Origin of the sequence: Streptomyces sp. NBC_00328 (assembly GCF_036139655.1) — a bacterium.
GTDB lineage: Bacteria > Actinomycetota > Actinomycetes > Streptomycetales > Streptomycetaceae > Streptomyces.
Map to the genome: position 1 here is coordinate 8,345,436 of NZ_CP108013.1, position 12,683 is coordinate 8,358,118.

At 72.1% G+C, this 12,683-nt stretch carries 12 protein-coding genes and 1 tRNA gene; 7 read left to right on the forward strand and 6 right to left on the reverse strand.

Going from position 1 to position 12,683, the window contains the following annotated elements; genetic code table 11:
• Positions 1 to 227 precede the first annotated feature (227 nt).
• A complete protein-coding gene (locus tag OG485_RS36545; protein ID WP_328672811.1) occupies positions 228 to 995 on the forward strand; it encodes an NPP1 family protein in 768 nt (255 codons plus the stop codon).
• 67 nt (positions 996 to 1,062) lie between these two features.
• Here OG485_RS36545 and OG485_RS36550 read toward each other — a convergent pair whose 3' ends face one another.
• Positions 1,063 to 1,968 carry an SDR family NAD(P)-dependent oxidoreductase gene (locus tag OG485_RS36550; RefSeq protein WP_328672812.1) on the reverse strand — a complete coding sequence of 302 codons (906 nt, stop codon included), beginning with the start codon at positions 1,966 to 1,968 and terminating at the stop codon, positions 1,063 to 1,065.
• A 71-nt stretch (positions 1,969 to 2,039) separates the two neighbouring features.
• Here OG485_RS36550 and OG485_RS36555 point away from each other — a divergent pair, with 71 nt between their 5' ends.
• Positions 2,040 to 2,963 (forward strand): LysR family transcriptional regulator, encoded by a 924-nt coding sequence (locus OG485_RS36555; protein ID WP_328672813.1) that lies wholly within the window; start codon positions 2,040 to 2,042, stop codon positions 2,961 to 2,963.
• Between the two features lie 172 nt (positions 2,964 to 3,135).
• A tRNA-Pro gene (locus tag OG485_RS36560) sits at positions 3,136 to 3,209 on the forward strand.
• A gap of 147 nt (positions 3,210 to 3,356) precedes the next feature.
• On the opposite strand, the gene OG485_RS36565 is transcribed toward OG485_RS36560, so the two are convergent.
• The 5 genes from OG485_RS36565 to OG485_RS36585 form a co-directional block, all read right to left on the reverse strand.
• Positions 3,357 to 4,973 carry an ABC transporter ATP-binding protein gene (locus OG485_RS36565; RefSeq protein WP_328672814.1) on the reverse strand — a complete coding sequence of 539 codons (1,617 nt, stop codon included), beginning with the start codon at positions 4,971 to 4,973 and terminating at the stop codon, positions 3,357 to 3,359.
• On the reverse strand, positions 4,970 to 5,884 hold the full coding sequence (locus OG485_RS36570; RefSeq protein WP_443048835.1) for an ABC transporter permease: 915 nt from the start codon (positions 5,882 to 5,884) through the stop codon (positions 4,970 to 4,972). The genes OG485_RS36565 and OG485_RS36570 overlap by 4 nt, the downstream gene beginning before the upstream one ends.
• The gene (locus OG485_RS36575; RefSeq protein WP_328457938.1) at positions 5,881 to 6,834 is read right to left on the reverse strand and encodes an ABC transporter permease; all 954 of its coding nucleotides are present in this window, start codon (positions 6,832 to 6,834) and stop codon (positions 5,881 to 5,883) included. The genes OG485_RS36570 and OG485_RS36575 overlap by 4 nt, the downstream gene beginning before the upstream one ends.
• 31 nt (positions 6,835 to 6,865) lie before the next feature.
• On the reverse strand, positions 6,866 to 8,491 hold the full coding sequence (locus OG485_RS36580) for an ABC transporter substrate-binding protein (protein WP_328672815.1): 1,626 nt from the start codon (positions 8,489 to 8,491) through the stop codon (positions 6,866 to 6,868).
• Between the two features lie 132 nt (positions 8,492 to 8,623).
• A complete protein-coding gene (locus OG485_RS36585) occupies positions 8,624 to 8,755 on the reverse strand; it encodes a putative leader peptide (protein ID WP_328445677.1) in 132 nt (43 codons plus the stop codon).
• Between the two features lie 160 nt (positions 8,756 to 8,915).
• Between OG485_RS36585 and OG485_RS36590 the strand changes: the two genes are divergently transcribed.
• The 4 genes from OG485_RS36590 to OG485_RS36605 all read left to right on the forward strand — a co-directional run bounded on the left by OG485_RS36590 (position 8,916) and on the right by OG485_RS36605 (position 12,679).
• On the forward strand, positions 8,916 to 9,401 hold the full coding sequence (locus OG485_RS36590; protein ID WP_328672816.1) for a nuclear transport factor 2 family protein: 486 nt from the start codon (positions 8,916 to 8,918) through the stop codon (positions 9,399 to 9,401).
• Between the two features lie 670 nt (positions 9,402 to 10,071).
• Positions 10,072 to 11,139, forward strand: a complete 1,068-nt coding sequence (locus OG485_RS36595; RefSeq protein WP_328672817.1) for a hypothetical protein — start codon at positions 10,072 to 10,074, stop codon at positions 11,137 to 11,139.
• On the forward strand, positions 11,136 to 11,354 hold the full coding sequence (locus OG485_RS36600; protein ID WP_328672818.1) for a helix-turn-helix domain-containing protein: 219 nt from the start codon (positions 11,136 to 11,138) through the stop codon (positions 11,352 to 11,354). Before OG485_RS36595 ends, OG485_RS36600 begins: the two co-directional genes overlap by 4 nt.
• Before the next feature lie 137 nt (positions 11,355 to 11,491).
• Positions 11,492 to 12,679 (forward strand): NAD(P)/FAD-dependent oxidoreductase, encoded by a 1,188-nt coding sequence (locus OG485_RS36605; RefSeq protein ID WP_328672819.1) that lies wholly within the window; start codon positions 11,492 to 11,494, stop codon positions 12,677 to 12,679.
• Positions 12,680 to 12,683 lie beyond the last annotated feature (4 nt).

A 12,683-nucleotide genomic window follows, 5' to 3' on the forward strand; every position in this document is an offset into this window, starting at 1 on the left:
TCCTGTTCCCCGGTGGCAATCAGGCAGCGGATAAAGGAAGTTGAGGCCAAAAGGGGTCGGGTGACCTCCAACAGGCCGCCCCACCCTCCCCATTGGTAGATCCTTCATCGCTCTGACACCCGCGACCTCTGGTGTTTTTCGCGCCTGCCCGGAAGGCTGATCTGGGCATGCCAAGACGACCGCCTGGTCTGCCCTGCCCCCACGCCGCGGTCGATCTGGAGGAAGCAGTGACAAGAAGCTCGCGGACCCGCAGGGTCTCGTTCGTCCTCGGCAGCGCCGTCGCGCTGGTCGTCGCCTTCGCGGGCAGCGCCCTCGCCGACCCGCCCACGGCCTTGCCCGGGAACGCGGACGCGCTGGAGTCGACGTTCCAGCCGGCCTTCGACTACGACACCGACGGCTGCTACCCCACGCCCGCCATCGGCCCCGACGGCACGATCAACCCCGGCCTCAATCCCTCCGGGGCCCTGAACGGCCACTGCCGCGACTCCTGGGACCTGGACAACACCAACGGGTACTCCCGCGAGAAGTGCAACAACGGCTGGTGCGCCATCATCTACGGCCTCTTCATGGAGAAGGACCAGGCCGTCGTCGGCAGCGGCCTCGGCGGGCACCGCAACGACTGGGAGCACGTCGTGGTGTGGGTCCAGGACAACGAGGCCAAGTACGTCTCCACGTCGGCCCACGGCAACTTCAACATCTACACCCGTGACCAGATCCGCTGGGACGGAACACACCCCAAGGTCGTCTACCACAAGGACGGCATCGGCACGCACTGCTTCCGGCCCGCGAACGCCAACGACGAGCCGCCGGAGAACCACTACCACACCTGGCAGTTCCCGACCCTGGTCGGCTGGAACGGCTACCCCGCCGGCCTCCGGGACAAGCTGAGCGCCTACGACTTCGGCAGCGCCTCGTTCGGCCTCAAGGACGGCAACTTCAACTCCCACCTGTCCAAGGCCAAGCCGGCCGGCATCGCGTTCGACCCCAACGCCTGACCGGTGGCCCGGCGGTGGGTGACGCGCTCCCGGTGTCACCCACCACCGGCCGGTTCCCGCACGGTTCCTACGAGTTGAGAAGCCTCTCCTGGTGACGTGGCGGCCGGCCCGTGTGCCACGGCAGCACCTCCCCGAACCGCACCAGTTCGCCGTACTGCGCCGGATCGGCCTTCTCGCGCAGCAGCAGATCGAGGATCGCGACGGCGGCCTGCGCCGGGGTCTGCGCCTGGCTGAAGTCGGAGAACCACGGGCGTGACAGCGGGGTGTCCACGAGCCCCGGGCAGACGGCCGCGACCAGGGTGCCGCGCGCCAGGTCGGCGTCCCGGCGCTCGGCCGCGACCGCCCGCACGGCGGCGACCTGGGCCACCTTGGACGGCACGTTGATCCACTGGGGCCAGCCGAGTTGCCGCTCGGTGCCCGCGTGCACGGCGGCCCGCCAGGACTCGACCGCCGCCTCCACCTCGTCGAGCGAGGAGCCGTCGAACAGCGCATGCAGCCGGGCGTCGAGATGACCCAGCGTGCCCAGCGAACTGGCCACGACGACCAGCCGCCCGCCGGGGCGCAGTACGGGGCCGAAGGAGCGCAGCACCGCGTGCGCGCCCCCGTTGGCGACATCGATGAAGGCGTCGGCCTGCTCGGACTGCGACCGGTCCGGCGTCAGCATGGCGCTCGCGTTGGACACCACGATGTCCACCCCGTCGTGGCGCGCGCCGAGTTCGGCAGCCAGTTCCCGAACGGCCCGCGCGTCGGTGACGTCGAGGACGCGGCCCTCGACCCGGCTCACGGTGGCCGCGGACGCGTCGACCCGCGCGACGGCGTCGGCGACCCGGTGGGCGTCGCGCCCGGTGAGCAGGACCAGGTCGTCGCCGGCCATCCGGGCGGCGAGCCCTTCGGCGAGCGCGAAGCCGAGCCCCTGATTGGCTCCGGTGACAAGAGCGATGCGTGCGTTGGTGGCGATGCGTGCGTCGGTCATGCCCACCACGCTAGGAACGCCTCGGGCATGCGTCCAACGAAACCTGCTCAGGTCTGGTATGCGTCATCGTCATGGACTTCACCGACGTATCGCTGGTCGCCCTGCGTGTCTTCCGCGAGGTGGCCGAGCGGGGCACGCTCACCGCGGCGGCCGGCGCTCTCGGCTACACCCAGTCCGCGGTGTCCCGGCAGATCGCCTCGCTCGAACGGGCCGCACGGGCACCGCTGTTGGAGCGGCGCAGGGACGGAGTGCGGCTGACCGTGGCCGGACACGTCGTACTGCGGCGGGCCGTGACGGTTCTCGACCAGATCGACGCGACGGCACGGGAACTCGCCGGGCTGCCCGCCGAGGCCGGGACCGTCCGTCTCGGCTGGTTCGCGAGCGCGGGCGCCGTCCTGCTGCCCCGTGCCGTCGCCGCACTGCGCCGCAGCCACCCGGCGATCACCGTGACCACCCGGGAGGGCAGCACCCCCGCGCTGGTCCGTGCGCTGCGGGCCGGCACCCTGGACCTGGCCCTGCTCGCCTCGGCGCCGCCCTTCCGCCCCCTGGACGGCGAGTCGCCCGCGCTGACCGTGCGGACGCTCGGCGAACGCAGTCTGCGGCTCGCGGTGCCGGCCGCCCATCCGCTCGCCGCCGCCGACTCCGTCGACATCGCCGACCTGCGGGGGCAGCGCTGGATCGCCGGTTCGTCCGTCGGCGACGAGCGGTTGATGGGTGTCTGGCCGGGACTGGACGAGCGTCCTGTGATCGCCCACACCGCCCGTGACTGGCTGGCCAAACTGCACCTGGTGGCCGCGGGCTGCGGTCTGACCACCGTTCCCGCCTCGCTGGCCCCCGCGGCGCCGGCCGGTGTACGGATCCTGTCGGTGCGGGGCGGCCCCGAGGAGCGGCGCCGCCTGGTCCTCGCCCGCCTTCCGCACCCCCTGCCGGAGCCCGCCGCCCGGCTGGCCGACGCACTCCGCGCGGCCGCGGCCGACTTGGACGAGCCGGCCTGACCCCGGTACCTCCCGCCTCGCAGGGCGGCCCCGTCCCGCCCTCTGCGGCGACCCCGCCCGTCTACGGAGACCCCGCCTGCGCTGCGACGATGACAATGCGTGCGCGGCCATCCACCGAGGTGCGGTAGGGTTCGGATGCACGAACACGCGGGAAACCGCGTGTGAGACGCATCGGGACGTGGCGCAGCTTGGTAGCGCACTTGACTGGGGGTCAAGGGGTCGCAGGTTCAAATCCTGTCGTCCCGACTGGAGACAGTCGCAGGTCAGGGCCGGTTTCGGAGGTATCCGAAACCGGCCCTTGACCATTTTTGGGGACCAGTTGGGAACCGGCCGCCCGTCTGCAGGGAGCGGGTGAAGTCGGACGGCCGCGCTGCTCCGCGACCAGGATGTGCGTCACCCGGCCCGCTCCCGGCCCGGTACCGCGGCCAGCAGGCCGCGTGTGTAGGGGTGGGCGGGCGCGCGGAACAGGTCGTCGGCCGGGGCGCTCTCCACCACCCGTCCGGCCCGCATGACCACCACATGGTGCGCGATCTGCCGTACGACGGCCAGGTCGTGCGAGACGAACAGGTACGCCACGCCGGTGTCGGCCTGCAGTTGCGCGAGCAGCCGCAGGATCTGTGCCTGGACCGAGACGTCGAGGGCCGAGACCGGCTCGTCGCACACCACCAGGTCCGGCGAGAGCGCCAGCGCGCGGGCGATCGCCACCCGCTGACGCTGGCCGCCGGACAGTTCGGCGGGCCTGCGCCGCAGCGCCGACGCGGGCAGCGCCACCCGGTCCAACAGCCCGGCCACGCGGGCCGCCCGACCGGCCCTGTCGCCCACCCGGAAGGCGCGCAGGGGTTCACCGACGATGTCACCGACCGTCAGACGCGGGTCCAGGGAGCCGTAGGGGTTCTGGTACACGAACTGGACTCGGCGGCGCAGCGTACGCAGCCGGGCGCCCCGGGCGTCGGTGAGATCCTCGCCGTCCAGGAGGATCCGGCCCGCGGTCGGGGGCGTCAGACGCAGGATCAGCCGGGCCGTCGTGGACTTGCCGGAGCCTGACTCGCCGACCAGGGCGACCGTCTCGCCGCGATGCACGGTGATGCCGACGTCGTCGACCGCGCGCAGGGTGCGCTCGCCGCCCGCTGAGCGGGGGAGCGGGAAGTCCTTGGTGAGGTGCTCGGCCTCCAGGATCGGGGGTCGGTCGCGGGCTGGCGGCGGGGCGATCGGCGGGGCGTCCAACCGCGGTGCGCTGTGCAGGAGATGGCGCGTGTAGGGCGCGTTCGGGGCGTCGAACAGGCGGGCGGCCGGTGCGCATTCGACGATCACGCCCTCGGACATGACGGCGATCCGGGCCGCCCGGTCGGCGGCGACGCCCAGATCGTGGGTGACGAGCAGGACGGCGGTGCCGGACGTGCGGGCGAGCGTCTGGAGGTGGTCGAGGATGCCTTTCTGCACGGTGACGTCCAGGGCGCTGGTGGGCTCGTCGGCGATGATCAGCCGTGGTTCACCCGCCAGGGCGACGGCGATCAGCGCGCGCTGCCGCATCCCGCCGGACAGCTCGTGCGGGTAGCGGTCGGCCTGGGTGTGCGGGTCGGGCAGCCCGGCTCGGGCGAGCAGTTCCAGGGTCCGCTCGCGCGCGGCGCGCCGGGTGGCCAGGCGGTGGATGCGCAGGACCTCGGCGACCTGGGTGCCGATGCGCTGGACCGGGTTGAGGGAGACGGCCGGGTCCTGCGGGACCAGTCCGATGCGGGTCCCGCGGACGGCCCGCAGTTTCTTCTCGGACAGGGTGGCGAGATCCTGTCCCGAGAACAGGATCTGGCCGGCGTCGATCCTGCCGCCGGGAGGCAGCAGACCGGTGACCGCGTGCGCGGTGGTGCTCTTGCCGGATCCGGACTCCCCGACGAGGGCGACGATCTCGCCCGGCGCGATGTCGAGGTCGACGCCGCGTACGGCGTGCACGGGGCCGCTCCGGGGGGAGTAGGAGACGTGCAGGCCGCGCAGGGACAGCAGCGGGGTCGGTGTCATCGCTGGGCCGCCCATTCGCCGTCCAGCGCGCGGGAGATGCGGTTGACCGCGAGGACGAGGGCCGCGACGGTCAGGCCCGCGAGCGTCGCCACCCACCAGGCGTCGGCCAGGTAGTCGCGGCCGTCGGCGATCAGCGTGCCCCACTCGGGGACAGGGGGCGGTGCACCGAAGCCGAGGAAGCTCAGGGCCGACACCGACAGCACGGCTGTGCCCAGGTCGAGGGTCGCCAGGACCAGCACGGGTCCCACCGCGTTGGGCAGGACGTGCCGGCCCAGGACGGCGTACCAGCGGGAGCCGGACAGGCGGGCCGCCTCCACGTACGCGGTGTGCCGCACCCTCAGCACTTCGGCCCGCATGACCCGAGCGAAGCCCGCGATGCCGGCGAGACCGACGGCGAGTGCCACGTGGACCGTGCCCCGGCCGAGCGCGGTCAGCACCGCCAGCGACAGGAACAGGCCGGGGACGGCGAGGAGGACGTCCACGAGCCGCATCAAGGCGGCCTCGATCCAGCCGCCCGCGAAACCCGCCACGAGTCCGAGGCCGCCGCCCACCAGGAAGGCCACGGCCACGGCGATCAGGGTGGCCTTGAGCGACAGCGCCGCGCCGTGCACCACCCGCGCGTACATGTCGCGGCCCAGCTGGTCGGTGCCGAACCAGTGTCGCGCGCCCGGTGGTCGGAGGATCTCGGTGGCGGTGCCCCGCAGCGGGTCGCGGTCGGTGAACAGGCCGGGCCAGAACGCGGCGAGCAGGACGGCGGCCACGAGCAGCAGCGAGAGGACGAGACCGGGGCGGCGCAGCAGGAAGCGCAGCAGACGGCCACGGGTGCGGCGGGGGACCGCGGGCGATGCCGGGATCGCGGGGCCCGGGAGATCCGCTCCGGCCTGCGGGTCGGTGGTCAGCGCCTCGGTCACGCGGGGCTCCTTCGGCCGGAGGTCACGATGCGGTGGTCGAGCAGCGGATACGCCAGGTCGACCAGGAAGTTGATGAGGACGAAGACCAGCGCGCCGAACACCACCACGCCCTGCACCACCGGAATGTCCTGCACGGTCACCGCCTGCGTGGTGATCCGCCCGAGGCCGTTGCGGGAGAAGACGTTCTCCACGACGACGGCGTTGGCCGTCAGCTGCCCGGCGAGAAGGCCGACCACGGTGAGGGCGGGCAGCGAGGCGTTGCGCAGGGCGTGCCGCAGCTGCACCCGGGCACGGCCCGCTCCCTTGGCCCGCGCGGTCTGCACGTACGGCTCGTCGAGCACGGCGAGCAGGCTCTTGGACAGCACCTGTGCCACCAGCACCGAGGCCGGCAGCGCCAGCGTCACCGCGGGCAACACCAGCCCGGCGGCCGTGTCGTCGCCGAACGCCGGGAAGAGCCGCAGGCGGAAGGAGAACAGCTGGACGAGCATCAGACCGACCCAGAAGGCGGGCAGGGAGATGCCGACCGCCGGGAGCGACAGCAGCAGTTGCCGCAGCCAGCGCCGCCGGGTGGCGGTCGCCGCCAGCGCCAGTGTGCCGCCGAGCAGAACGGCCAGCGGCAGGGCGACGGCGGTCAGTTGCAGTGTCGCGGGCAGCGCGTCGGCGATGGTGTCGGCCACCGGACGCCCGGTGGCGACGGAATCGCCCAACTCTCCGTGCAGGGCCTGCCCGAGAGAGGCCGCGTACCGCACGAGGAGCGGCCGGTCGAAGCCGTACTCCGCGCGCAGCTCGGCCAGCCGCTCGGGGGTGACCTGGGTGGAGTTCAGCCCGGCGCCGGCCATCGCGGCGACCGGGTCGCCCGGCAGGAGATCGAGCAGCAGGAAGGCCAGCGTGTAGGCCGCCCACAGCACACCGGCGGCCTGCACGAGCCGCCACAGCACATACCGTCGCATCATCGTCCCTCGCACTCGCCGCAGTCGGCCGTCAGCTCTTCCAGGTGTCGTGCAGCCGTACGCCGCCCGATGCCCCGGGAGTCAGGTCGTGGACGCGTTCGGAGACGCCGAACAGTGCCTCCTGATCCACGATGGGCAGGACGTATGCGTTCTGCACGACCAACTGCTGGGCGCGGGCGACCAGTTCGTCTCGCCCGGCGGTGTCGGTGGTGGCCGCCTGCCGGTCGAGGAGGGTGTCGAGTTCGCCCGCGGGCAGGCGGTAGGAGTTGACCTGGTGTGTCGAGTAGAGGGTCCGCAGCGCGTCGGGGTCGGCCCGGGTGAGGTCGCCGCCCCAGAGGGCGTCGTAGTCTCCGGTCTTCAGGGTCTGGGGGAACTGGGTGACCTGGAGCTGCTTGATCACCAGCTCGATGCCGACGTCCTTGAGCTGCTGCTGGACGAGCTCGAGCGCGGACTGGTAGGCGCCGGCGTTGCTGAAGGTCACCACGGTCAGGCTCAGTTTCGTCCCGCCCTTGCGGTGGATCCCGTCCTTGCCCTTGGTCCAACCGGCCTCGGCCAACAGGGATGTGGCCTTCTTCCGGTCGAAGGCGAGTTCCTCGGACAGGTCGGTGTAGCCGGGGGTGGTGCGGGACAGGACGCTGGCGGCGGGCCGGGTGCCGCCGGGGAAGACGGCCGAGGCGATCTCCGCGCGGTTGATCGCGGCCTGCGCCGCCTGCCGTACGCGGGCGTCGCGGGTGAGCGGACGCGCGTTGTTGAAGCCGAGGTTGAACACCACGCCGGGGTTGGCCCGCCGCACGACGCGAGCGTCGCCGCGGCGCAGCACGCCCTCGTCCTGGCGGCGCACCCCGCCGATCGCGTCGACCTGTCCGGAGCCGAGGCTGCCGGCCCGTACTCCGGACTCGGCGACCACGGTGAACTTCACGGCGTCGAGGTAGGCCTCGCCCTTCTTCTTCCAGGCGGTTGAGCCCCACCTGTACCCCTTGCGCTTCTTCAGCGTGAGGGACTCGTTCTGCCGGTACGCGGCGACGGTGAAGGGACCGGAGCCGTGCACGCCGTCGGCGCAGCGCTCTGCGGGGGTGCGTGCGATGTCGGCGGGGGAGACCAGGCCTAGCCCCGGAGTGGACGTGGCCTGGAGGAACTGGGCGTTGGGCTGGTCGAAGGTGACCTTGGCGGTCAGTTCGTCGACGACCTGCGTACCGCGGTAGCCGTTGAGGTAGCCCTGCGCCAGGATCGCGAGGCCGCCCAGCTTTCCGATCGCGTCGAAGTTCTTCTTGACCGCCTCGGCGTCGACGGGTTTGCCGTCGCTGAACGTCGCCCCGGAGCGCAGATGGAAGGTGAAGGACCTGGCGCCGTCTCCCACCTCCCAACTACGGGCCAGCCACGGCACGATGCGGCCCGAGGAGGGATCCTGGTCGGTGAGGGAGTCGACGGTCTGGCGCAGCGCGTAGAGGGTGTCGCTGCTGCCGACCTGCTGCGGGTCGAGGCATCCGGCGTCGGTGGCGACGGCGAAGGACAGCGTGCCGCCGGACACGGGTGAGCCGTTGTCCGCGTCCGAACTGCCCGAGGCGGCGCCCCCACAGGCGCTCGAGGTCGCGACGAGGGTGAGCATCAGGGCGAGCGACGAGGCCGAGCGGGACGGACTCGGGCGATCCTTGTTCACGGGTGGTGTCTCCTGCGGAAATCGAGCCGGGGAAGGGCGGGGAAGGCGCGCGGCGGGCGAGGGTCCTGGGAGCCGTGTGGGGGAGCGGCCCGCCGGGGGCGTTGTCGCGCCGGCGCCGGACAGTTACGGAATTCAGGCGGTGGGACACACCGCGCTGTTCACACGCTGCAGATCGATGTGGCGGCGCGACGACAGCAAGGTCTCGGCCGGGGTGGGCACAGCGTCGAACGCGGTGGCACGAACGGAGGAAAGCGCGACGTGCATGGCTGCTTTCCTCCCCCTGTGCGGACCGGGCCGTGGTGAAACCCGATAACGGGCGTACCGTAACCAGGTGCGGCAAGGGCCGTCAATGGCCTGTTTCGGTGGGTGGGAAAGTCCGTGGCATCATGAACGGAAAACCGACCAGCGGCCGGAAAGGAAAGCCATGGCCTCCCCGAACGACGATATCCTGGCCACCATCGAGGCGGAGCGGGAGATCTACCGGACCTTTTACAATTTCTTCCGGCTGGTGGACACGGGCCGGTACGAGCAGCTCGTGGACGTTTTCACCAAGGACGCGCTGATCGAGTACGACGTGATGCCCGGCCCGATCCAGCGCTTCCACGGGCGGGACGAGTTCGCGACCTTCATGTCCGCCGGCCGGGCCTTCCGGCGTGAGCCCACGGTCGCGCATGTCCTGGGGCAGACGCTGATCGAGTGGACCGACGGCATGCCTCACCTGCAGGCTTACGCCACGGTGTGGCACTGGAGCGCCACCCGCACGGCTGACGGGCGGCACCGTCCGGCGGACTGGACCGTGGTCGGGCTGGTGGAGGACGACTTCGAGCTGGAGGACGGCCGCTGGCTGATCAGCCGCCGCCATGTGGCGCCGGTCGCGGGACTCGTCGCGGCCGGCACCGGGCCGGCGTGACGGAATACCGGCGGATTTGTTCGGGAACATCGGTGACGTTTGTTCCGGTACATCGGTGACATTGTTCGGAGACGTGAGTGACGTGTATTCAGATACATCGGTGACAGTTATTCGCGCACACCGGTGACGCTTATTCGGGCACATCGGTGACATGCGTGCGGGTACGTCGACAACGGCTGTACGGCGACATCGGTGACGCTTTTCCGGAGCGGTTCGCCCTTTCTCCTCGAGGTGCGGAATTAGGGCGTCCGTTTCCGGCCCCCCTGTGGCGACCTTCACGTTTCAACAGCAGGCGTCCGGGCCAAGGGCCGGGCATTCCGGTGCTCAGGATGACGGTCGAACATTCATTTGACATAGCAGCAATGTTCGCCGTGTACGGTCGAATCGGTCTTGCCGAGAGCCTGTCCTCTCCGATGCTGTGCCCTACCCGAGCCCACCCCGAGCCCGACCAGGTGCCCCGGACAACGCCGTCCGGACGTGAGCCCGGCGGGACCCCCCCCACGAGCCGGTGATCGCCCCGCGCGCCACTGTCCATCGCGACCCCGGCCCCGCCCGCACCCCGGCGAGGCCCGGGCGTCCCGGCCCCGTCGCATCAGCGCTCCATCAGCATTCCGATACGGACTGGCACGGCCCCGGCGGACCTCCACCATGCCGAGCCGAGGGGAAGACGATGACCGAGACGGCACATGCGACCGGCCGGCCGGGGAGCGGTACGGGGCCCTTCCGGGAGGGTTCCGCCGTCCACATCCCCGGACGCCTGGACGCGGAAGACGACGAGCGGATACCGCCCGACGAGGTCTGCCTGTCGCTGCACAGCCTCGAACTGGCCAACCTGGGGGTACGCCGCGCCCTCGTCCACGAGCAGGTCGAGATGATCCTGGGCACCCGGGAAAAACGCGGCCACCCGTACTGCATGTGGCTGGCGATCCTGACCCTGCTGTACACCGGAGACCTGGTCTCCGCCCACTCCGAGTGCCGCCAGCTGGCCATGGACGCCCGTTGGCTGGGCTCCCCGCGGCACGAGCAACTGCTGACACTGATGCGGGCGCGCGTCAGCCTGCTGGCGGGCGACGGCGTCAAGTCCGCGGCCCTGCTACGCGAGGCCCTGGCCCGGGGTCTGCCGAAGGCCCTGACCCGGCTCGCCGCCGCCTGGCTGGTCGAGGCCCACGTCCTCGAAGGTGACACGGGCGCTGCCCACAAGGTGCTCCTCGCGCACGAACTGGCAGGCCGGCTCGACCCGAACCTGCCCGACGTGGCGTACGTCCTGAACGCCCGCGGAGCGCTGCACATGGCGACCGGCCGGTTCCAGCCGGCGCTCGACGACTTCGTCTACTGCGGACGCGTCCTGATCGCACAGAGCGTGTCCAACCCGGCCGTCGTCCCCTGGCGTTCACGGGCCGCCTTCGCCGCGCTCGCCACCCGGCGCCACGACCTGGCGCTCGCGCTGGCCACCGACGAGCTGACCGCGGCACGCACCTGGGGCGCCCCCCCCGCGGCATCGGTCTCGCCCTGCACGCCGTGGCCGTCGTCGGCCGGGACGACTCCTCGGTGGCCCTGCTGGAGGAGGCGGTGGAACTCCTGGACCTGGCGCATGCGCGCGGTGAGCTCGTCCACGCCCTCCACGACCTCGCCGTCCTACAGGCCGAACGCGGCGATCCCACCGGGGCCCGCGCACGGCTGGAAGCGGCGTGCGCGGTCGCCCGGGACAGCCGCAACGGCCTGTGGCGCGACCGGTTGAGGGCCGCCCTGGAACGCCGCGACCTGCCCGACCTGACCGGTCAGGAACTGCGCATCAGCGAACTGGCCCGCGCCGGATACAGCAACCGCCAGATCGCGGAAACCCTCTTCCTCGCTGTGCGCACGGTGGAGTTCCACCTGTCGAGCGTCTACCGGAAACTCGGTGTCTCCGGCCGGCGGGAACTGCATTCCGCGCTCGGGGCCCCACCCTCGTAACCGTCGAACCGCACCATGACGCGCCGTCCTCCTGCCGGAGGGCGGCGCGTTCGCATTCCCGCGGGACCGCAATACCACGCCCACGAGGCGGCACTGCTGTGCCCCGCCGCGGTCATCCGCGTGGTGCGGACACCGTCGTGACCACGGACGTGGCGATCGTCGGCGCGTCGGCGGGCGGGCTCACGGTGGCGGAGGGCCTGCGCCGGCGCGGGTTCACCGGTTCGCTCGCCCTCGTCGACGCCGAGCCGGAACTCCCCTACGACCGCCCGCCGTTGTCCAAGCACATCCTCGACGGCCGCTGGCCGGCCGAGCGCGCCCGGCTGCGCACCCCGGCCGAGCTCGACGCGCTGGACGTCGACGCGCGTCTGGGCACTGCCGCAGTCGCCCTCGACGTACCGGGACACCGCGTCACGCTGCGCGACGGCCAGGTGCTCGGCTACCGCACCCTCGTGGTGGCCACCGGCCTGCAGGCCAAGCGTCTGCCGGGCGGTTCGGACCTTGCCGGGGTGCACACCCTGCGGACCCTCGGTGACAGCGAACGGCTGCGCGCCGACCTGCTGACGGCCCGCCAGGTCGTGGTCGTCGGCGCTGGGGTGCTGGGCTGCGAGATCGCGGCCACCGCCCGCGGCCTGGGGTGCGAGGTGACCGTGGTGGAGCCGGCCGCCGGGCCCATGCTGCGCCTGCTCGGCCCGCAACTCGGCGCGGAAATCGCCCGGTTGCACGTCGAGCACGGCGTGCGTCTGCTCACCTCGACCGTGGTGACCGGCCTGGTCGGAGATGCAGGCCGGGTCGTCGGCGTGCGCACCGGGCCCGGCACGGTGCTGAGCGCCGACGTCGTCGTGGTCGCGGTCGGCCAACGGCCCGCCACGGACTGGCTGGCCGACAGCGCGCTCGCCCTCGACGACGGCGTGGTCTGCGACGCCCGCTGCCGCGCGGCCACCGACGTGTACGCGGTCGGCGATGTCGCCCGCTTCGGCTCCGGCGGTGCGGGCGGCGCGCGCGGGGTGCGTCTGGAGAACCGTACGAACGCCACCGAACAGGGTCTGTTCGTGGCAGCCCGGATCCTCGGTGCCGTCGGCGACGCCTACCGGCCCGTGCCGTACGTCTGGTCCGATCAGTTCGGGACACGGATCCAGGTCCACGGGTCGGTGCCTGTCGGGGCTGTGGTGCGGGTCGTCGAGGGCTCCGTCCCGGACCGCGCGTTCGTCGCCCATGTCGAGGCCGAGGGCCGGCTCGTCGGCGTCGTGGGATGGAACAGCCCCGGCCGCGTCCGCACCGCGCGAGCCCTGCTCACCGCCTCCGAAACCGTGCCTTCCCCTCGTTGACAGG